This is a genomic window from Chromobacterium sp. W521 (assembly GCF_052805975.1).
The window spans coordinates 1-20,174 of the sequence record NZ_JBRBAF010000001.1 but is presented as its reverse complement, the minus strand read 5'-3'; the positions used below and the strand labels follow the sequence as shown (position 1 = coordinate 20,174).

17 protein-coding genes are annotated in these 20,174 nt (G+C 63.4%); 16 read left to right on the top strand and 1 reads right to left on the bottom strand.

All coding sequences use genetic code 11. From position 1 onward, the window contains the following. Window positions 1–3: 3 nt before the first annotated feature. The 6 genes from ACUXV1_RS00085 to ACUXV1_RS00060 all read left to right on the top strand — a co-directional run bounded on the left by ACUXV1_RS00085 (window position 4) and on the right by ACUXV1_RS00060 (window position 5,352). A complete protein-coding gene (locus tag ACUXV1_RS00085) occupies window positions 4–447 on the top strand; it encodes a protein YgfX (RefSeq protein WP_446014469.1) in 444 nt (147 codons plus the stop codon). Then, window positions 444–1,712, top strand: a complete 1,269-nt coding sequence (gene folC / locus ACUXV1_RS00080) for a bifunctional tetrahydrofolate synthase/dihydrofolate synthase (RefSeq protein WP_043631810.1) — start codon at window positions 444–446, stop codon at window positions 1,710–1,712. The genes ACUXV1_RS00085 and folC overlap by 4 nt, the downstream gene beginning before the upstream one ends. Before the next feature lie 7 nt (window positions 1,713–1,719). After that, window positions 1,720–2,541, top strand: a complete 822-nt coding sequence (locus ACUXV1_RS00075; protein ID WP_446014470.1) for an SPOR domain-containing protein — start codon at window positions 1,720–1,722, stop codon at window positions 2,539–2,541. A 5-nt stretch (window positions 2,542–2,546) separates the two neighbouring features. After that, entirely contained in the window at window positions 2,547–3,041 is a 495-nt protein-coding gene (locus ACUXV1_RS00070) for a CvpA family protein (protein ID WP_019102285.1), read from the top strand. A 106-nt stretch (window positions 3,042–3,147) separates the two neighbouring features. After that, on the top strand, window positions 3,148–4,683 hold the full coding sequence (purF, locus tag ACUXV1_RS00065; protein ID WP_081555775.1) for an amidophosphoribosyltransferase: 1,536 nt from the start codon (window positions 3,148–3,150) through the stop codon (window positions 4,681–4,683). Between the two features lie 270 nt (window positions 4,684–4,953). Beyond that, window positions 4,954–5,352: a hypothetical protein gene (locus ACUXV1_RS00060; RefSeq protein WP_043631820.1), complete on the top strand. Its 399-nt coding sequence runs from the start codon at window positions 4,954–4,956 to the stop codon at window positions 5,350–5,352. Between the two features lie 126 nt (window positions 5,353–5,478). Here ACUXV1_RS00060 and ACUXV1_RS00055 read toward each other — a convergent pair whose 3' ends face one another. Continuing rightward, window positions 5,479–5,895 carry a hypothetical protein gene (locus ACUXV1_RS00055; protein ID WP_196783766.1) on the bottom strand — a complete coding sequence of 139 codons (417 nt, stop codon included), beginning with the start codon at window positions 5,893–5,895 and terminating at the stop codon, window positions 5,479–5,481. 201 nt (window positions 5,896–6,096) lie between these two features. On the opposite strand from ACUXV1_RS00055, the gene ACUXV1_RS00050 reads away from it, so the two are divergent. The 10 genes from ACUXV1_RS00050 to tssH form a co-directional block, all read left to right on the top strand. Then, window positions 6,097–7,716 (top strand): methyl-accepting chemotaxis protein, encoded by a 1,620-nt coding sequence (locus tag ACUXV1_RS00050; RefSeq protein ID WP_446014471.1) that lies wholly within the window; start codon window positions 6,097–6,099, stop codon window positions 7,714–7,716. Window positions 7,717–8,241: 525 nt separating this feature from the next. Next, a complete protein-coding gene (locus ACUXV1_RS00045; protein WP_162179183.1) occupies window positions 8,242–9,378 on the top strand; it encodes a DUF4158 domain-containing protein in 1,137 nt (378 codons plus the stop codon). A gap of 1,047 nt (window positions 9,379–10,425) precedes the next feature. Continuing rightward, window positions 10,426–11,361 (top strand): type VI secretion system ImpA family N-terminal domain-containing protein, encoded by a 936-nt coding sequence (locus ACUXV1_RS00040; RefSeq protein WP_446014472.1) that lies wholly within the window; start codon window positions 10,426–10,428, stop codon window positions 11,359–11,361. A gap of 30 nt (window positions 11,362–11,391) precedes the next feature. After that, a complete protein-coding gene (gene tssB, locus ACUXV1_RS00035; RefSeq protein ID WP_019102291.1) occupies window positions 11,392–11,919 on the top strand; it encodes a type VI secretion system contractile sheath small subunit in 528 nt (175 codons plus the stop codon). Further along, entirely contained in the window at window positions 11,916–13,427 is a 1,512-nt protein-coding gene (gene tssC / locus ACUXV1_RS00030; RefSeq protein ID WP_114152925.1) for a type VI secretion system contractile sheath large subunit, read from the top strand. Before tssB ends, tssC begins: the two co-directional genes overlap by 4 nt. A 248-nt stretch (window positions 13,428–13,675) precedes the next feature. Beyond that, window positions 13,676–14,203, top strand: a complete 528-nt coding sequence (locus ACUXV1_RS00025; RefSeq protein ID WP_039755389.1) for an Hcp family type VI secretion system effector — start codon at window positions 13,676–13,678, stop codon at window positions 14,201–14,203. Between the two features lie 77 nt (window positions 14,204–14,280). Next, on the top strand, window positions 14,281–14,727 hold the full coding sequence (locus tag ACUXV1_RS00020; RefSeq protein ID WP_043631825.1) for a type VI secretion system baseplate subunit TssE: 447 nt from the start codon (window positions 14,281–14,283) through the stop codon (window positions 14,725–14,727). Then, the gene (gene tssF / locus ACUXV1_RS00015; RefSeq protein ID WP_446014474.1) at window positions 14,724–16,586 is read left to right on the top strand and encodes a type VI secretion system baseplate subunit TssF; all 1,863 of its coding nucleotides are present in this window, start codon (window positions 14,724–14,726) and stop codon (window positions 16,584–16,586) included. The genes ACUXV1_RS00020 and tssF overlap by 4 nt, the downstream gene beginning before the upstream one ends. Continuing rightward, on the top strand, window positions 16,583–17,560 hold the full coding sequence (locus ACUXV1_RS00010) for a type VI secretion system baseplate subunit TssG (RefSeq protein WP_446014475.1): 978 nt from the start codon (window positions 16,583–16,585) through the stop codon (window positions 17,558–17,560). The genes tssF and ACUXV1_RS00010 overlap by 4 nt, the downstream gene beginning before the upstream one ends. After that, window positions 17,557–20,174, top strand: a 2,618-nt coding sequence (gene tssH / locus ACUXV1_RS00005; RefSeq protein WP_446014476.1) for a type VI secretion system ATPase TssH, incomplete at its 3' end; no start/stop codon positions are given. The genes ACUXV1_RS00010 and tssH, both read left to right, overlap by 4 nt.

Sequence of the window (20,174 nt, the reverse complement as noted above, 5' to 3'; positions counted from 1 at the left end):
GCAATGAGCCGGCGGCAGCGGCTGGAGTCTTTCGGCTTCGAGTTGAGGCCCTCCCGCCTCTGGCTGTCGCTGGCGGCCGCCGCCGGCGCGCTGCTGGCCTGGGCGGTGGTCCGCTATCTGCCGACGCCCTGGCTGGCCTTGCTGCCGGTTGCGGCCTTCTTGCTCTGGCGGGCCTTGCACGCCGACGGCTGGGGCGACGCCGGCCGTTTCAGACGGCTGGAAGTGGACAGCCTGGGGCGTTTGACCTTATGGCGCGAGTCCGCGCTGCCGGCTAGCCCGCTGGACGACTGCTTCGTCACTCCGTGGCTGACGGTGTTGAATGTGAGCATAGGCGGCCGCCGGCGCGCATTGATGTTGTGGCCGGATTCGGCGCCGGCGGACGGCCGCCGCCGCTTGCGGACTTATTTGCTGTGGTTTCAAGCCTCGGACGATACTGAGACGAAATGACTGGACACAAGACTCTGGCCGAGTGGCTAAGCTGGCAGGAAAGCCTGCACGCCACCGCCATCGATATGGGCCTGGCCCGCGTGGAGCGGGTGCGCGCCGCGATGAAACTGCAACCGTCGTGCCCTGTGGTGATGGTGGCCGGCACCAACGGCAAGGGCTCGGTCTGCGCGATGCTGTCCGCGATGCTGCGTTGCGCCGGCTTCAAGGTGGGTACTTACACTTCTCCCCATATCCTGCGCTACAACGAGCGCATCGCCATCGATCTGGCCCCGGCCAGCGACGAGCGCATTGTCGCCAGCTTCGAGGCGATAGACGCCGCGCGCGGCGACACCTCCCTGACGTATTTCGAGTTCGGCACCCTGGCGGCGGTGCACAGCTTCGTTGCGGAAAAGGTGGATGTGATCGTGCTGGAAGTGGGGCTGGGCGGACGCCTGGACGCGGTCAACATTTTCGAGCCGGACGTGTCGGTGGTGGTCAGCGTGGATATCGATCACCAAGCCATCCTGGGCGACAACCGCGAGGATATCGGCTTCGAGAAGGCCGGCATCTACCGGGCCGGCAAGCCGGCCCTGTGCGCGGACCCGAATCCGCCGCGGCGTCTGATCGAGCACGCACGGGCCATCGGCGCGGATTTGAAGCTGTACGGGCCGGATTTCGGCTATCAGCGCATGGACAACCAGTGGTCCTTCCACATGGGCGACGCCCACCGCCACGCCTTGCCTCTGCCGGCCTTGCGCGGCGGTTATCAGATGATCAACGCCTCCGCCGCGCTGGCGGCCCTGGAGTGCTTGAAGCCTCGTCTGCCGGTGAGCCTGGGCGCGGTTAAGCGCGGTTTGCTGGAGGTGGAGTGGCCGGGCCGCTTCCAGGTGCTGCCGGGGCGACCGGCGGTAGTGCTGGACGTGGGCCACAATCCGCACGCGGTCAAGGCGATGACGGCCAGCCTGAAACAGCTGCCGTTCGCCCGCAACCGGCTGGCGGTGTTCTCCATGCTGGAGGACAAGGATCTGGAGCAGGTGGCGTCTTTGGCGCGGGAGGAGTTCGACGCTTGGTTCGTCGGCGGCCTCGACATGCCGCGCGGGCAGAGCGGCGAGCGCATCGCCGCCAGGCTGGCGGAAATGGGCATCGCGCGGGTGCAATCCTTCGCCACGGTGGCGCAAGCCTGGTCGGCGGCCTTATCGCAGGCGGAGGAGAGTGATAGAATTGTCGTTTTTGGTTCCTTCCACACCGTTGCCGAGGTGATGGAAGCCCGGCAACACCCGGCTTGAGGAAAGCATGGCTTTATCCACACACGAGGAGTTGATCCTGTTGCGCAAGCGCGCCAGACGCCGTCTGGTGGGCGCTGTGGTATTGGTTACCGTCGCCACCGTCGTTTTGTGGAATGTAGTGGGCCGCCTGCCCGAGCAGCAGATGAAGCCGGAATCCATAGAAGTGCTGGGCGCGGGCGCTTCCGCGCCGGCGGCCAATCACGCCGAAGCGCCTGCGGGCGCCGTGCCGCCGCCGGCCCAGCCGGCCTCCGCGGCGCTGGCCGAAGTCTCGCCCGCGTCCAAGCCAGGCGCCACCGAACTGGCGGCCAACCTGTCTTCCGTGACGCCGGCCATGCCGGCGGCGCAACCCGCCCCAGCGGTGAAGCCGGAGCCCAAGCCGGAAGTCAAAGCCGAGCCGAAAGCGGAAGCCAAGCCCAAACCCGAACACAAGCCGGAGCCAAAGCCGGCCAAGCCCGAAGCCAAGCCCGAGCATAAAAAGCCTGAGATCAAGCTGGATGAAAAGCCGGCGCGCAAGCCGGACCCGGCGGCCATCCTTGAGGGGCGCTTCGACTCGCTGGACAAGCCCGCGGCGAAGAAAGAGGAGCCCTCCGCCAAGAGCGAGGGCAAATCGGTCATCCAGTTGGCGGCGCTATCGGACCCGGAAAAGGCCGACGCCTTGAAATCCAAGTTGTCGTCGATAGGCGTGTCCGCCCATTTCAGCAAGGTGCAGACCAGCAAGGGCGAAGTGACCCGAGTGCGGGTGGGGCCGTTCAACAGCCGCGCCGAGGCGCAAGCCACTTTGCAGAAGCTGGCCAAGGCCGGCGTTAACGGCATTATCGTGACCAAGTAGCCGTCATGACCATCTTCGACTATATTGCCATCGCCATCATCGCCGGCTCCATTCTCGTGGCGATGATGCGCGGCTTGGTGGCCGAAGTGCTGTCGCTGGGCTCCTGGCTGATCGCTTTCTGGTGCGCCAAGCAGTTTTCGCCTGTGGTGTCGGCGTTTTTGCCCGGCGAACTCAGTTCGGAAGGCTTGCGGCTGGTGGCGGGTTTCGTAGCGGTGTTTTTCCTGGCCTGGCTGGCCACGGCCTTGCTGCGGGTCACGCTGACCGGCATGCTGGACAGTGTGGGCCTGGGCGGGATCAATCGATTGTTTGGGGCGGTGTTCGGCCTGGCTCGCGGGCTGGTGCTGGTGACGGCCCTGGTTTTGGTGGGCGGCTTGAGCGATCTGCCGCGACAACCCATGTGGAGGAATGCCGTGCTCTCGGCGCCATTTGAATCGGTGGCCTTATCATTAAGGCCCTGGTTACCGGCGATGCTGGCCGATAACCTCCACTACACCGGGTAGCTGGTGAACAAGGCGGAATATCTTGATATCTTCACTTCAAGATTCCGCCTTTTTCTTTGTCTTGTTTTTTTGTCCGTTTCTTTAGTTGTAGGGAAGAGAGCAAAAGATGTGTGGAATTCTAGGCGTGGTCGGTCAGGCTCCGGTCAACCAGTTGCTGTATGACGGTTTGCAGGTGCTGCAACATCGAGGTCAGGACGCCGCCGGCATCGTGACCACCAATGGCAAGACCTTTCACATGCACAAGGGCAGCGGCATGGTGCGAGATGTGTTCCGCACCCGCAATATGCGCTCCCTGCTGGGCACCGCCGGCATCGCCCACGTGCGCTATCCCACAGCGGGCTCCGCCTCCTGCCTGGCCGAGGCGCAGCCGTTCTACGTCAATTCGCCGTTTGGCATTGTGCTGGCGCACAACGGCAACCTGACCAATACCGAAGAGCTCAAAGCGGACATGTTCCGCCACGATCTGCGCCACATCAACACCAACTCCGACTCCGAGGTGCTGTTGAACGTGTTCGCCCACGAGTTGACCCAGCGGCTCAGCGGCAACGAGTTGAACGTGGACGCGGTGTTCGGCGCCATCGAAGCGGTGCATCGCCGCGTGCGCGGCGCCTATGCGGTGGTGGCGATGATCGCCGGTTACGGCCTGGTGGCCTTCCGCGATCCCAACGGCATCCGCCCGCTGGTGATAGGCACTTGCGTCAATAACGGCAAGACCGAATACATGTTCGCGTCCGAGTCCGTGGCGCTGGACTGTTCCGGTTTCAACCTGCTGCGCGACGTGCAGCCGGGCGAGGGAGTGTTCGTCGGCTTCGACGGCGAATTCCACGCCCGCAGCTGCGCCAGCGACACCCGCCACGCGCCTTGCCTGTTCGAATACGTGTACTTCGCGCGGCCGGATTCGGTGATTGACGGCGCCTCGGTCTACCAGGCGCGCATCGTGATGGGCGAGAAGCTGGCGGAGAAAATCCGCCGCGCCTTGCCGGAACTGGACATCGACGTAGTCATGCCCATCCCGGACACCAGTCGCCCCAGCGCTTTGCAGTTGGCCAACCACCTGGGCCTGCCGTACCGCGAAGGCTTCATCAAGAATCGCTATATCGGCCGCACCTTCATCATGCCGGGCCAGGCGGTGCGCAAGAAATCGGTACGTCAGAAGCTCAATCCGGTGGCCTGCGAGTTCAAGGGCCGCAACGTGCTGCTGGTGGACGACTCCATCGTGCGCGGCACCACCTCCAAGGAAATCGTGCAGATGGCGCGCGACGCCGGCGCCAAGAAGGTGTATTTCGCCTCGGCCGCCCCGGCGGTGCGTTTCCCCAACGTCTACGGCATCGATATGCCGACTCGCGCGGAACTGCTGGCGACGGGCCGCAACGAGGCCGAAATCGCGGAAGAAATCGGCGCCGATGCGGTGATCTATCAGGATTTGTCCGCGCTGGAAGAGGCGGTCAGCAGCGTCAATCCCAAGCTGAGCAGCTACGAAACCTCCTGCTTCAACGGCGAGTACATTACCGGCGATATCACGCCGGCCTATCTGGACGCGATCGAGGCCGATCGGCTGGACGGCAAGGCGGGAGCGGAGCGGAGCGGCAGCGAGCAGATGATTGACTTGAACCTGAACGTGGCCGAGCAGAATTTAATGTAATAGGGATTCAATTTCCGAGTGGCGGCGGGCATTGCCCGCCGCTTTTTTGTTTGTCGCCGCGACGCAATTTGGCGACAGCCAGGCTGACAATGCCTGAGCCTTGCGGTATTTCGCTTGCCAAACCCGTTTCCCATATTGAATATTTGATGCCATAAGCCGATAAAAACCCGGCGTGATAAAGCAGATGCGTAAACTGGTCTAAATTAATATGTATTTAAAACTGTTTACTTGTTAGTCTGCCTTTGACGCGCCTGATATTGAGGAGTGGATATGGATGACATTCTGGAGATGCTGGTTGCGCGGCAAGCCGCGCTGGAGAGAATCATCGAAGGCCTGGTGCTGACCATGAGCCAAAGCGGCGCCATCAAGTTGCAGGACTACCTGAAAATAGGGCAGCTGATGCGGCTGAACAGCGCGGTCACGGATTCCATCGACGTGGCCGACAGCCTGCGCCGCATCAACGCGCGCTTGCAAACGCATGCTCAGGGTGGGCTGGATTCGATGAACGCCTTGCTGAGGGAGACCATGCTGTTCGCCCAGGCCGCGCCGCCGCAGCGCGACGCGCTGCAACAGGGGCTGGGCGTGAAGGCGTCGCTGGAAATCAGCGCTCAGTTGGAAGAACTATTGCAGCGGCGCGCCAGGCGGCCGCGAAAATCGACTCGGGCCTAGCGCCGCGTCAAACCCGATCTATCGGAACCTGTTTACGATCTGCCGTGCGTTGTGAAGCGTGGCGCGCGTCGTTTTCTCAGCCGTTTCCGCCTTGTCTCGGCTTGGCACGAAAAATCGTAAACCGTTCTAGGGGAAACGCGTTGCCGGCGCGTCTCCCGCCGGCGCCAAGCGCAGATAAGAAGCGCGAGACGGATCATGGCGGTCCACCATGATTTCCACTTTCTCACCTGCTCGCGGCATATTGCCCAAGTCTATCAGTTGTTCAATCGTCAGTTCCCGGCTAAAGCCGTCCTGCCATACTTTCAATTCCAAACGCATCATAGGCACTTGGTTGACCAGCAAGCCGGTTTGGCGGATTGACAGCACGTCGGCATTGAGCCGGATACCGTCTTTCACGCTTTCGCGCTGCCATGGACCGGGCAGGCCGCGCAGTTGCGAGGTCCAGTCGAAAGAACGAAACAGCAGAAAGCCGGTGATGGCCAGCGACAGCACAGTCACTCCTATAGACAGGAGTACGGAAAAACGGATCCAGGATTCAAACATTCGGTTCTCCCTTGAGGCCATGTGTCCGGGTGAAACTGACTATATTAATCACTATTGGTGGGGTGAGATTGGTTGGCATGGACAGAAGTTCCCAAATGCATGAATCCGCGTTACCCGTCGGTTTGCCGGCTCAATCGCCTATAGTGATCGCATGGAAGCCGTCCATCCTGGCATGCGCGGTAAAAACAGAGGAGAGCGTTGATGACGATTGTGCAAAGAATAGTAATGCTGCTGTCGGCCAGCTTGCTGGCGGTGCTGGCTGTAGGCGGCTACGGCCTGTGGGAACAACAACAGGCCAAGCATCGTTTCGACGATGCCTTGGGCAATCTGATTCCCAGCGTGCGAGACCTGAACAAGGCGACTAGCGGCTTCATCGATATGCGTAGCGGGATTATCCGCCATGTATTGGCCAGCCGGCCGGAAGACAAGCGGGCGGCCGAGGACATGGTCAAGCAAGCAGACCAGGTACTGGACAGCGCCTTCGACACTTACGGCAAGAGCGACGTTTACGATGAGCGCGACCGCAAACTGCTGGATGAAGACCTTCGCACCTTGGCGCAACTGCGAGAAGGCAGACAGAAATTATTCGCCATCTCCAACACCAATGATATCGCCGCGACCAATAAGGAGTTCATCAGCGGAGCGATAGGGGTGAGCACCAAAGCGTTTCGCAAGGCGATTGACGCGCACGTTGCCTTCAATATGCAAGTGGCCGCCGAAATCCAGAAGGCGAACGAAGCCGCCTCTCAGCGCACACTCTGGATGATGGCCGGTTTCATTGCGCTCGTGGTGGCGCTGGTTGCCTTGTTGGGCGGTCAGGTGCTCTCGGTGATCCGCCGCGGCCTGGCGCAGATACAAGACACCATCCAACAGGTCAGCGCACAGCTGGATTTCACCCGTCGCGCTCCGGTGGCGCGCATGGATGAGATCGGCGTAACCGCCAGCGCCTTCAATGATTTGCTGGGCCGCTTGCAGCAAAATCTCGGCGCCATTCTGTCAGGCGCCCAGGAGGTGGCCGGCGCTTCTCAGGCGCTGAACCAGACTGCCGAGCAAGTGGCCACGGCGGCAGCGTCCCAAAGCAGCTCTTCGGCTAATGTGGCGGCCACCATCGAACAGATGACGGTCAGCGTCAACCATGTGGCCGACCGCGCACAGGAAACCCATAGCTTGGCCAGCTCCGCCGGCACCATGGCGATGGAGGGCTCCACCACCATCAGCCAGACCATCAACGATATCCGTCAAATCTCTCGGGCGGTGGATGAAGCCGCCGGCAGCATTCGCGAACTGGAAAAATTCAGCGGCCAGGTCAATGCCGTGGTCAGTGTGATCAAGGACATTGCCGATCAGACCAATCTGTTGGCGCTGAACGCGTCTATAGAGGCGGCGCGCGCCGGCGAGATGGGGCGTGGCTTCGCGGTTGTGGCGGACGAGGTGCGCATGCTGGCGGAGCGCACCACCAGTTCCACTCAGGAAATTTCCAGCACCTTGTCGGCGATGCAGGAGCGCTCGCGCCAGGCCAGCACCCAGATGCAAACCGCGGAAGATCTTGTGAAAAACAGTGTGGAGAGGGCGGATGACGCGGATACCGCCATCCGTCAGATAGGGGGCGCAACCGGCGACACCGTGCGCATGGTGAGCGAGATTTCCGCGGCGATCAAGGAGCAGGGCAGCGCAACCAACAATATCGCGGTGCAGGTGGAAAGCATTGCCCAGATGTCGGAGGAAGCCAGCTCAGCGGCGCAGGAAACCGCTAGCAGCGCGCAGCAACTGGACCGGTTGGCCAAGGAACAGATCGCCACCCTATCGCAATACCGCTTGTGAGATGCCTGACTCGGCGTTAAAACCGCCAGTCGCACAGCCCGCCGCCGGCGGGTTTTTTCATGGCCTGGCGCTGTTCGGTTAAACCCAATGTCATTTTATTCATGAATAAATAAGTGTCGAATGATTAATACATATCTCGCCATAAGAAAATGGCATAAGTTTGGGAACTCCACCCGATACTAGCTATCACAAATATTTGCTTACCATAGAAGAAAGCATATCTTCAAAATGTTTTAATTAGCCCTTTCGTCGCTGGCGTCATGCCCGCGACGGCGGGCGGTAAGAACCTGTTCAAAGGCCCGCAAGCTAGCGCGAGACAAGGCGGAACGGATGAGAATGCGGAGCGTACATCAAGATGCATGAGCATTTCGAAGCGGTTTTTACCGCCGTATCGCAGACGCGCAGCAGGCTTTGAACAGGTTCTAAGGGCTCCATACCGCCGCCAGAGCGGGGAGCATGGTGACACCGCCGGCGGGCTGCCTGTCCGGCGCAGCACACATTGGCCAAGGCCAGGGGAAGAGAATCATGCCAAGACGTCCGTTGCTCTCGCCATTGGAGCGCGCCAGCTTGCTGGAGCCTCCAGAGGACGAATACGAGCTAAATCAGTTAACCGCTTTCAGCGAACAGGATTTCGCCTTGATCCAGCAGCACCGCGGTAGCGCCAATCGGCTGGGGGTGGCTGTACTGCTGTGCTATCTGCGCCACCCGGGCATCGCTTTGGACGAGGGCTGCCAGCCGGCTCCCCGGCTATTGCGGCGGGTGGCGGCCGCATTGGGGGCAAAGGAGTCGGACTGGGATCGCTACGCCACCCGCGATCAGACCCGGCGCGAACATCTGGTCAAGCTTTACGCTTATCTGGGCTTGAGACCTTACCGAGCCGAGGACGGCCAGGCGGCATTGCGCCATCTGACCAGGCTGGCCAATCAAACCGACCAGGCGTTGACCTTGGCGCAAGCGATGGTGTCCTGGTTGCGCGAGCGCCGCATTGTTTTGCCGAGCATCGGGGTGATAGACCGCAGTTGCGCGGCCGCGCTGACCTTGGGCTCGCGTCAAGTCTACGCTCGGCTTAACGACGCTTTGAGCGCCGGCCAGCGCGAACGGCTGGATGCTTTGCTGGAGTTGAGGGAGGGCGGAAAGCTGACGACATTGGCCTGGCTGCGGCTGAATTCTGAGCGCGCGCGCGGCGCCGCGCCGCAACTGGAGCGCTTAAGGGTGGTGGAAGCCTTGGCCTTGCCTTCGAATTTGACTCAGTTGGTGGGGCCGAGACGGATGCTGGAGTGGGCGCGCTCGGGCGACGGCATGAGTTGTCATGACCTGGCCGAGCTTGAGCCGCAGCGGCGCATGGCCATGCTGGTGGCCATTGTTTTGCAGGCGCGCGCGGCTTTGCTGCGGATGCTGCAGAATCTGGAAAAGCTGAAGGCGATAGATGCCTTATCGCTGCCTACGGGCTTGCAGAACCTGGTGTCGCAACAGCGAATGGGCAAGCTGGCGGCGGAAGGGCGGCAAATGAAACCCAAAGATCTGGCTAAGCTGGAGCCGCGCCGGCGCATGGCCACTTTGCTGGCTTTGGTACTGGAACTACGCGCGGCTCTGGTCAAGGAAATTCTCGATCTGCGTGAGCGCTTGGTGGGCAAGTCGCTGGAGGCCGGCGAGTTTGCTTGAAAAAACGTGATCGTGTGCTGGATTAGGTCTGAACGCAAATCTAATAGGCGATTGCTGGCAATAATAAACCCCGTCAATGACGGGGTTTATTATTTTGATCGCCGGCAAGAATTTTAATAAAAATATCTAAACACTTTCAAAATTAAACAATCGTTTATTTTATTGTGCAAGATTAGGGATAACCCTAATCTTGTTTTTGATTTATGCCGATAAGGCCTTAAGACGTGCCCAATCATCTAAATATGCTAACGTGCAAAAATGGCGCCATTCCCAGTCGGTGGGTTTTGTGTATCAAATGCAACAATGTTTGACCGGAATGTGAATTTGCACCTTGCGCTTTTGAGCGGGGCACAAGCTGGGGTACATCGATTTTTTAAGTATTGGCTTAATAAAACCGAAATGCGAGGCAAGTTTTCAGCAATTCGTGAGTTTATGCCAATTTACACTAAGTAAATCATAATATAAAAAACTTTTCTCAAAATTATACTAATAAGTATGTATTTTTCACATTGCCCAAGCCTGTCTCACCATTTTTTAGAGGGCCCGCAATACGGATGAAGATAAAGGCCGAGGCTATGCGGGCCGGCACGCAAGCATGCCGGGCCCGCGCAAGCGCGCGTCCGCCTTTCTCCGAAGAAAGTGCAAATAAAATCCGCAGCTTGTGAACGAGGCGTATGTTTTTAAAGCCTCCTTGAAAATAGACTGCGATTAAACTTTTCGCAGCATTCCTGTCTTGTCTTCTTTGTCTCCCGCCACCCCTTCGGCAAGCCTTGTCTTCAAGGGTCCGCTAAGCCATTCGCTGATGGCACGCATGCGCGTCTGTCATGAAAAGCGTGGCATGCATTTGTATTGCCGTGCGATTTTTTTCCATTTCCCCTCTGTTTTTCCGCAAGCCAATCGTTGGCCTTTTTGTTTGGACAGGCTCAAGCGTTTGCTTATAACTTTGTTCTCGAGTTTTTGAGAAAGAGGGCCAGGTATTTATCGGCGCCTTATTCAAAATATTGAGACTGCCCTATGCAGGGCAGCAGCCGGGATCAAACTTTCGCCATGAACGCTGAAACCATGAGTTACGCCATCGCTGATATCGCCTTGCCGGAAAGTCCAGTCTTGGACGAGTTGGATTTCGACGCCGATTTTGCCCGCGTCGACGCCGCGATCTGCGAATACGACGCGGTGGGCCACGTTCCTCTGCGCAAGGGCGCGGAACCCTTCCATTGGACCAGCGTGGAAAGCGCGTGCCGCACTTTGCTGAGCAAGGCGGCCGATGTGCGGGTAGGGGTGTGGCTGCTGCGCGCGGCGGTGGCTCAGAGAGGGCTGGCCGGCGCGGCGGAAGGCTTGGCGGCGTTGGGAGCGATAGCGGCGCAGCCGCTGGAAAATATCCGCCCGGCCGGTCAGCCGGACGCGCCGGCGGGCGAAACCCATGCCTTGCATCTGGCCTGGCTGTGCGGGCCGGCCTTCCTGCATCAACTGGCGCACAGCCGGCTAAGCGCGGACAGCGAGGTCAGTGTCGGTCAATTGGCCAAGGACCCCGCCGCAGCCGGGCCGGCGGCGCGGGAGCGTGCGCTGCGGGACCTGTCCCGGCTGCGCGCCGGCCTGGCGGGCTTGACGGCGCTGAGCGAGAGCGAAGGTTTTGCCGAGCAGTTTGACTGCGCCGGTCTGATCGCCTTGCTGGACGAGCTGGAAGCCGCGCTGACGCCGGCGTTAGCCGCGCTCCCCGATGAGGCGCCCGCCTTGAGCGAGGCGGCCCCGGCGGCAAGGGCGCTGCCTGCCGGCGCCTTAAAGAGCCGGGAGGAGGTGGCGGCGGCGCTGGACTTGATCGTCGCGTATTTCCGCGAACACGAGCCAGGACATCCGGCGCCGATTTTTTTGCTGCGCGCCAAGAGGATGTTGGGCGCGGGTTTTGAGGAGTTGATGGCGGAGTTGTTCGCCGAATCGGATGCGCTGGTGGCGAAATTGGATCGCCCCCGGTCTTCACAAGGGTAGTCAACCAATATCAGGGAAAGGACATATGCCATGGCGCGACAGAAGGATGCGCAGAAGTTCATCGGGGAAAGTCGTGCGCCCCGCGTGCAAATCGAATACGACGTGGAAGTTTACGGTTCGCAGAAAAAAGTGGAGCTGCCCTTTGTGGCCGGGGTGTTGGCGGACTTGTCCGGCGACAACACCGAGCCGCTGGGCGCGGTAGAAGACCGTCGTTTTACCGAAATCGACGTGGAGAACTTCGACCTGCGGATGGCGCAGATTGCGCCGGAACTCAGCTACCACGTGAAGAACGTGATCACCGACGACGGAACCTTGATCCCGATCGACTTGAGCTTCGATTCCATGGAGTCTTTCGAGCCGGCCGAAGTGGTGAAAAAGATCCCTGAACTGGCGGTGTTGTTGGATGCGCGCAGCCAGTTGAAGGAATTGTTGACCTATATGGACGGCAAGGTGGCGGCCGAAGAGTTGATCGAGCAGCTGCTGAAAGACCTGCATTTGCCCGCGGACGACGCCGCCGCGCCGGGCGACGCGGTCCAAGCCGACGGGGAGGCGAAATGAGCACCCACGCCGAGATGCTGGCGCCGGCCGCGGCCGGGCAGACCGAAACGACGGTAGACGACGGATTGAAGGACATCCTGCGCCGTTCTTTCCGACCGCGCACCAATGAAGCCGCCGAAGCGGTGCAAAGCGCGGTACAGACCTTGCTGGCCTATGCGCGCCGCAGCCGGGTTGTGGTGCGCGAAGACGTGGCGCAGACGGTGGAGCAACTGGTGGCCGAACTGGATCGGAAGATCTCGGAACAGCTCACCCTGGTATTGCACAACGAGCATTTCCAGAAGCTGGAAGGCGCCTGGCGCGGCCTGCATTACCTGGTCTCCAACACCGACACCACGGAGAACCTGAAAATCCGCTACCTGAACGTGTCGAAGAAAGAGCTGGGCAAGACCCTGCGCCGTTATAAGGGCGTGGTGTGGGACCAAAGCCCGATCTTCAAGATGATCTACGAGCAGGAGTACGGGCAGTTCGGCGGCGAGCCCTTCGGCTGCCTGGTTGGCGACTACCACTTCGACCACAGCGCTCAGGATGTGGCCTTGCTGACCGAGATGTCCAAGATCGCCGCCGCCGCGCACACGCCCTTCATCTCCGCCGCCGCGCCCAGCTTGCTGCAAATGGACGACTGGAGCGAATTGGGCAATCCGCGGGACGTGTCCAAGATATTCACCTCCACCGAATACGCCTTCTGGCGCCGGCTGCGCGAAAGCAACGACTCGCGTTACCTGGCGCTGACCCTGCCGCGCTTCCTGGCGCGGGTGCCCTACGGGCCCAAGACCCAGCCGATAGAGGAGTTCGGTTTCGAGGAGAAGGTGGATCCCAACCGCGCCAGCGATTTTTGCTGGGCCAACTCCGCTTACGCAATGGCGGCCAACATCACCCGCGCCTTCAGCACCTACGGCTGGTGCACCAAGATCCGCGGCGTGGAGTCCGGCGGCGCGGTGGAAGTGTTGCCCAAGTTCGTGCTGCCGTCGCAGGACAAGGAAGTGGAGCTGCATTGCCCCACCGAGATCGCCATCTCCGACCGCCGCGAACATGAGTTGTCCGAATCCGGCCTGATGCCTCTGGTTTACCGCAAGAACTCGGACATGGCCGCCTTCATCGGCGCCAAGACCGTGCACCGTCCGGCGGTGTACGAGGACGACGACGCCACCGCCAACGCCAATCTGTCCTCGCGCTTGCCCTACATCTTCGCCACCTGCCGTTTCGCCCATTACCTCAAGTGCATCGTGCGCGACAAGATCGGTTCCTTCAAGTCGCGGGAAGACACCCAGCGCTGGCTCAACGACTGGCTGATGAACTACGTGGACGGGGACCCGAGCATTTCCAGCGAGATCACCAAATCCAAGCGCCCCTTGTCCGCGGCCGAGGTGCTGGTGGATGAACTACCGGACAACCCGGGTTATTACCGCGCTCAGTTCTTCCTGCGGCCGCACTTTCAGCTGGAAGGTTTGACCGTGTCGCTGCGGCTGGTTTCCAAACTGCCGTCGGCCAAGCAGGAGGGCGCCCGCTGAGAAGCCGCTCCAGGTTCGCCGCGTGTTGGTGAAGCCGCGTTGGAAGCCGTTTCCAAAGGCTCAAGCGTCGCTCGCGCATTGCGTTTTTTCAAGCGTTTTCGGCTCGTTTCTCCCCAGCTTTCGAAGCTGTGAGCGGGGTTTGACGGCGGCCGGTTTGGCGCGGGGCGGGAACGACCTGAGTCGCCCCGGCGCTTGCATTCCATTTCAGGTCTGACATGTCCATCACTTTTTTTTCGGAGTATCGCAACATGGCAAATGCATTGGTTGACTACTTTCTACAGATTGAAGGAGTCGAAGGGGAATCAACTGACCAGCAGTACTCGGGCCTGATCCAGATCCAAAGCTGGCAATGGGCCGAGGAGAACTCGGGTAAATGGGGCTTCGGCAGCGGCGGCGGCGCCGGCAAGGTGGAAATGAAAGACTTCGAGTTCCGCATGGTTTCGAACAAGGCCTCGCCCAAGCTGTTCCTGATGTGCGCCACCGGCGAGCACATCCCGCGCGCCAAGTTGATCTGCCGCAAGTCCGGCAACGGGCAGCAGGACTTCATGATCATCACCTTCGCCAGCGGCCTGGTGTCCTCGTTCCGCACGCTGGGCAATATGCCCTACGCCATCATGGGCCACGGCAGCGGCGATGTGGAAAGCGTGCTCCCCACCGACGAGATCAAGATCAACTTCGCCAAGATCGAGTTCGAATATCGCGAACAGCGTAACGACGGAACCATGGGCGCGGTGATCAAGGCCGGTTACGACCTGAAGCTGAACGCCGCGGTTTAAGCCATTTGAGCCGGGTCTTTCCGGCCTTCTTCTCTATCACTATCGGGACGGCGCCGCTCAGGCGGCGCCGGGCAGCCATGACGCCACGATTATTCGACCAACTGTCCGCCCGCGCCGGGCGAGAGACGCTCGCCGTCAGCATCGCGCGCGATCTGGCGCACTTGATGAACGCCGCGCTGCGCGGCGCGCGCCTGCCGCTGGCGCCGGGCAGCCAGCTGGAGACTTCGGTGTGGAACTATGGGCGGCCGCCGCTGGCGGAGAGGAAGTCCAGCCTGATCGACCCGGCGCGCGTCTGCGCTCACATTCGCGACGCGATCCGCCGCTTCGAGCCGAGGCTGGACCCGGAGCGAGTGGAAGTGAGCGCGCGCGCCGGCAGCGGGCCGCTTGCGCGGCAACTGCTGTATTTCGACGTGGCCGCACAGACCCGCGAAGGCGGAGAAACATTGCGGCTTTGCCTGACGCTTAACTATCTGGACGGCTATTTTGGCCTGCCGCGCACGGCGGAGGCAGGGGTAGCCGGATGAATTTCCTCGATCACTACAATAATGAATTGCGCCATCTGCGCGAAGCCGGCGCGCGTTTCGCCCGCGAGCATCCGCAGATCGCTCCGGCGCTCGGCTTACGGCCAAATTCGGTAGCGGACCCCTTTGTCGAGCGTCTGCTGGAAGGCGTGGCTTTTCTGTCGGCCCGAGTGCAAACCCGGCTGGACTTGGAATGCGCCGAATTCGCGCGTCAGGCGCTGGCCCGGGTCTGCCCGCTTTATCTCAGCGCCACGCCGGCGATCAGCAGTTTCGCCTTCCATCCGGACTTTGCTTCGCCTGAGGCCTTTCGCGGCCGCAGCATGCCGCGCGGCACGCTGATCCAGGCGACGCTGCCGGGCGCGGCCCGGCCCGTCACTTTCTCCACCGGGCGCGAAGTGACGCTGTTGCCGCTTAGGTTGGAGCGAGCGGAATGCGGCCGCGGCTTGGCCCGGATATCCGCCGAACTGGCGCGGCGGCTGGCCTCGTCCCAGGCCGCCTTGCGACTGAGCTTCAAGCTGGAGGGCACGGTGGCGCTGGGCGACCTGGCCGCCGTGGAAGGCGGCGCCAAACCCTTGCAATTGAGCTTGGCCGGCGATCTGCCGCGCGCTTACGCGCTGCACCGGGCCATGTTGGCCGACGTCGGCGCCTGGTACGCCACGGCTGACGACGGGCGCGGCGGCGAAGTCCTGCTGGAGTTGCCGCTCAGCGGCCTGCGCCTGTCCGCGGCCGACGAGGCCGAGGCGCTGCTGCCCGCCGACGCGGGCGGTTTGCCGGGCTTGCGGCTGCTGCGCGAATACTTCGCCCAGCCGGCGCGGCTGCTCAGCGTGGAATTGGACGCGCTGGCGGCCTTGGCGGCGCGGGCGCCGTCGGCGCGCGGCTTCGAGCTGATCCTGGCTTTGCGCCAGGCGCCGCTGGATTTGATAGGCGAAGTCGACGCGGACCAGTTCCGTCTGTTCGCCACCCCGGCAATCAATCTCTACCCCAAGCGGCTGGACCCGGTGCCTTACGACCCGAACCAGACCGAACAATGGATTCCGGTGGACCGGATGCGGCCGGCGGAGCACCACTTGTGGCGCTTGCTGGAAGTCAATGTGTGCGATAGCAACGGCCGTTCTCGCGAAGCGCGGCCGGCTCTGGACGCCGGCGGCTACCAGAGCGGCCCGGCGGCGGCGCGCTACTCGTTGCGCCGCGAGCCGGCGCTCCAAAGCGAGGGCCCGCGACAGGCGCGCCCCGACACACTGGGCAGCCACGATTTGATCACCATTTCCGCCTGCGCCGGCGACATCGGTCTGGACGACATCGCCACGCTGACCGGGCGCGCGCTGGTGGCGGATCGCGGTTGGCGGCCAGAGGACTTGCCTGCCGCGGAGCTGCGGGCCGAGGGCGGCGCGGTGGCGCGGCTGGAATGCCTGTGGCCTGCCAGCGCGCCGCGGCCGATCCCGGACCAGGAGCGCTGCTGGCAAGCGGTGGCCCATATCGGCTTGAATCCGCTCAGCTTGCGCGGCGCCGGCCGTCAAGACATCAGCGCGCGGCTGACAGAACAACTGCGGCTGGCCGCTCAGCCGGAGCTGGCGCTGGACCGGCAGCGCATAGACAGCCTGAAGGCCGCGCATCTGCAAGCCGGCTTTTTGCCCGCAGGCCGGAGCTCGCCGCAAGCCCTGGTGCGCGCCGCCCTGGTGGACATCGACATTGCCGCCGTGATGCACGCGGACCGAGGCGGCTGGCTGTTCGGCCGGCTGCTGGCGCAGGCGCTGGCCCAGGCGGTCACGCTCAACGACGGCATCGAGGTCAGCCTGCGGCTGGACGGAGAGCTGGTCAGCCGGCACGGCAATACCCTGCGTACAGACGGAGAACTGCAATGAAACGGCAGCAGATGATCCGGGAGCTGAGCCCGCAGCGCACTTTCTTCGAACTGATGCGCCGCGTCGAAACCTGGCAATGGCGCTTGCCGGACGCGTCCGCGGCAAGCCGGCTGCGTCGCCGGCCGGACTGGCTGGGCCTGGAGCAGGCCGCCGACATGCACTTCGCCAGCGGCGAAATCAGCGGGGTGAGGGTGGAGGAAGCTGAGGACGACGCCGCGCCGCGCGTCAGCGTGGTGTGCCGCCATTTCGGTCTGTTCGCGCCCTACGGCCCCTTGCCGCTGCACATCACCGAGCACGCGCTGCACGAGCGCCGGCTGGAGCGCAACGCCGCCTTCGAACGCTTCGTCAATCTGGCTTGCGGCGATCTGGCCTGGTTGCATTACGCCGCCCGCGCGGCGATGCACCCGGCGCTGGGCTACGAGCGCGGTCGCCACCCCTTCGCTGAACGCGTCGCCGCATTGGCCGGCGCCGCGCCGGACGCGGAGTCTCTGTTGGACCCGCACGCCGCCGCCTGCCGTCGCAGCCATCCCGGCGCTTATCACGCGCCGCGCCGTTCGCTGGCGGACTTGCGAAAAATCCTGGCCGGCTATTTCGGCGCGCCGGTGCGCCTGTCCCCGCGCCAGGGGCGCTGGATACCGCTGCGCGGCGTCGGAGGGCCGCGCCGGCTGGGAAACTGGCGCGTCGGCAGCCGGGTCTGGGACGCCCAGCACGCGCTGGACATCACCATAGGGCCGATCGACGCCTCCGAGTTTGCCCGCTGGCGGCGCGGCTCGCCCGCGGTGCTGGCGATGTTCGCCGTCGCCGCCGATTTCGCTGATGGCCGGGCCGCTCCGGTCATCAAGGTCCAGGTCCGCACCCGGCCGGAACTGGCAGGCAAGGTGGGGCGCATGCGCCTGGGGGTGGACGCATGGTCCCGCCCCGGCGTCTCGCTCCGGACTCTCACCGTGTATGAATCATTCCAGGATCCGCTGTGAACCGAGAACGCATCTTCGGCCGCTTAGGCCCAACCGCATACGACACCTTGGTGGAAGCCACCGCGTTGGGGCGCTCGCGCCGGCACGCGCTGGTGGATTTAGATCATTGGCTGCTCTGCCTGCTGCGCCGAGGCGGCGGCGACGTCGCGCTCTTGCTGGAGGCGCTGGATTGCGATCCGGTCGCCGCGCTGCAACGCGTGGGCAAGGCGCTGGAGGCCGCCGAAGCCGGCGGAGAATCGCTGCGCGACATCTCGCCGGCGCTGGAGCGCAGCGTGGCGCCAGCCATCAGCTGGAGCCAGGTGGCCGCGCCGGCCGCCAAGGTGCGCAGCGGCCATCTCTTGCTGGCCTGGCTGGACGAAGAGCCTACGCGGCGCTGGCTGCAGCATAGAGTGGGCCAGGCGCTGGCGAAGTTGTCGCTGGACGATATTGTCGAGCGTTACGAGGCGCTGGCCGGCGCTTGGCCGGAAGCGTCCGACGCGCCTGTCTCGCAAGCCGCCGCCGGAGAGGCCGCCGACCCAGGCGCGGTGCTGCGGCAATGGGCGGTGAGCCTGAGCGAGCAGGCGGCCGCCGGCGAGCTGGATCCGGTGATAGGCCGCGACGCCGAATTACGCGCGGTGATCGACGTGCTGTCTCGGCGCCGGCAGAACAACCCCATCCTGGTGGGCGAGGCCGGCGTGGGCAAGACCGCGGTGGCCGAGGCGCTGGCTCAGCGCATTCATCGGGGCGAAGTGCCGCCCGGCCTGCGCGGCGCGCAAATCTGGGCCCTGGACGTGGCCAGGCTGCAAGCCGGCGCCGGCGCGCGCGGCGAGTTCGAGCAGCGGCTGCGCTCGGTGATAGACGCGGTGATCGCGTCCCCGGCCCCCGTGATTCTGTTCTGCGACGAAACCCATACCCTGATCGGCGCCGGCGGCAACGCCGGCACCGGCGACGCCGCCAACCTGATCAAACCGATGTTGGCGCGCGGCCAGCTGCGCATGGTGGCCGCCACCACCTGGGCGGAGTACAAGCAGTTCATCGAGCCGGACGCCGCCCTGGTGCGCCGTTTCCAGACCGTGGCGGTGGACGAGCCGGACGACGACACTGCTGTGGACATGCTGCGCATGATCGCGCCGCGCTTCGCCGGCCATCACGGCGTACGCATCGCCGACGCCGCCTTGCGCTCGGCGGTGACGCTGTCGCGCCGTTATCTGCCGGCGCGGCAGTTGCCGGACAAAGCCATCAGCCTGCTGGATACCGCTTGCGCGCGGGTGGCGATGAGCCAGAGCTGCCAGCCGGCGGCGCTGGACCGGCTGCGTCACCGCGCCATGACGCTGGAACAAGCGCTGAACTGGCGCGCCAGCGATGCGAGGCTGGGGCTGTCCACGCCGGAAGACACGGCGGAACTGGAGCGGGAACGCGCCGACACCGCCGCGCGCGCCGACGAACTGGACGCGGCCCTGAGCGAGCAGCGCGCCGAAGTGGGCGCCTGGCTGGGCGGTCTGGAAGCGGGCGCCGGCGATTCTGAGCGGGCCGAAGCCCTGAGCGGGGCCGATCGGCTGGTGCGTCCCTGGGTGGACGCTCACGCCATCGCCGAAGTGCTGTCGGAGTGGACCCAGGTGCCGGTCACCCAGATGGCGCAAGACGAGGCGAGACGCCTGATGGCCCTGCGCGAAGGGTTGAACCAGCGGATACGGGGCCAGGAGAGCGGCCTGGACGCCATCGTGGAGGCGCTGCAAGTGGCGCACTCCGGCCTGGGCGATCCGCGCCGGCCGCTGGCGGTGATGTTGCTGGCCGGCCCCACCGGCACCGGCAAGAGTCAGACCGCTGCTGAGTTGGCGCAGGCGCTGTTTGGCGGCGAGCGCAATCTCTTGCGCTTCAATATGAACGAATTCCAGGAAGCCCACACCGTGTCCACGCTGAAAGGCGCACCGCCGGGTTATGTCGGCTACGGCCGAGGAGGCCGGCTGACCGAGGCGGTGCGCAAGAAACCCTACAGCGTGCTCTTGCTGGACGAGTTCGACCGCGCCCACCCGGACGTGCACGAAATGTTCTACCAAGTGTTCGACCAGGGCTGGATGGAGGACGGCGAAGGGCGGCACATCAACTTCCGCAACTGCCTGATTTTGCTGACCAGCAATCTGGGCGACGCCGAAATCGAGGCTGCTTGCGCGGCGGAGCCCGAAGTCTCGCAGTCCCGGCTGGACGCGCTGGCGCGCGAACGCTTGCAGCGCCGTTTCGCGCCGGCCCTATTGGCTCGGATGCGGGTAGTGGCCTTCCGGCCGCTGGGCGAACCGGCCTTGGCCGGCATCGCGCGCCAGGCTTTGGACGACATCGGCCTGCGCCTGAGCGCCAATGGCCTGGCTTGGCGCGCCGACGCCGAGGCCGCGGACTGGATCGCCCGCGCGGTGGCCAGGCACCCGGCCAGCGGCCGCGCGGTGGGCGACTTGCTCCGCCAGCGGGTGATGCCGGCCATCGCCCGCGGGGTGCTGGAGGCGCGCGCCGCCGACCGCGCCTTGCGCAGCGTGCGCTTGAGCGCCGCCGACAAGCTGGAATTGATTTTCGACGACGGGGAGGGCGTGCCGTTGCCGCCGCCCGCGCCGGCCGAATCCGCCATCCCGGGAGAAACCGCATGCGT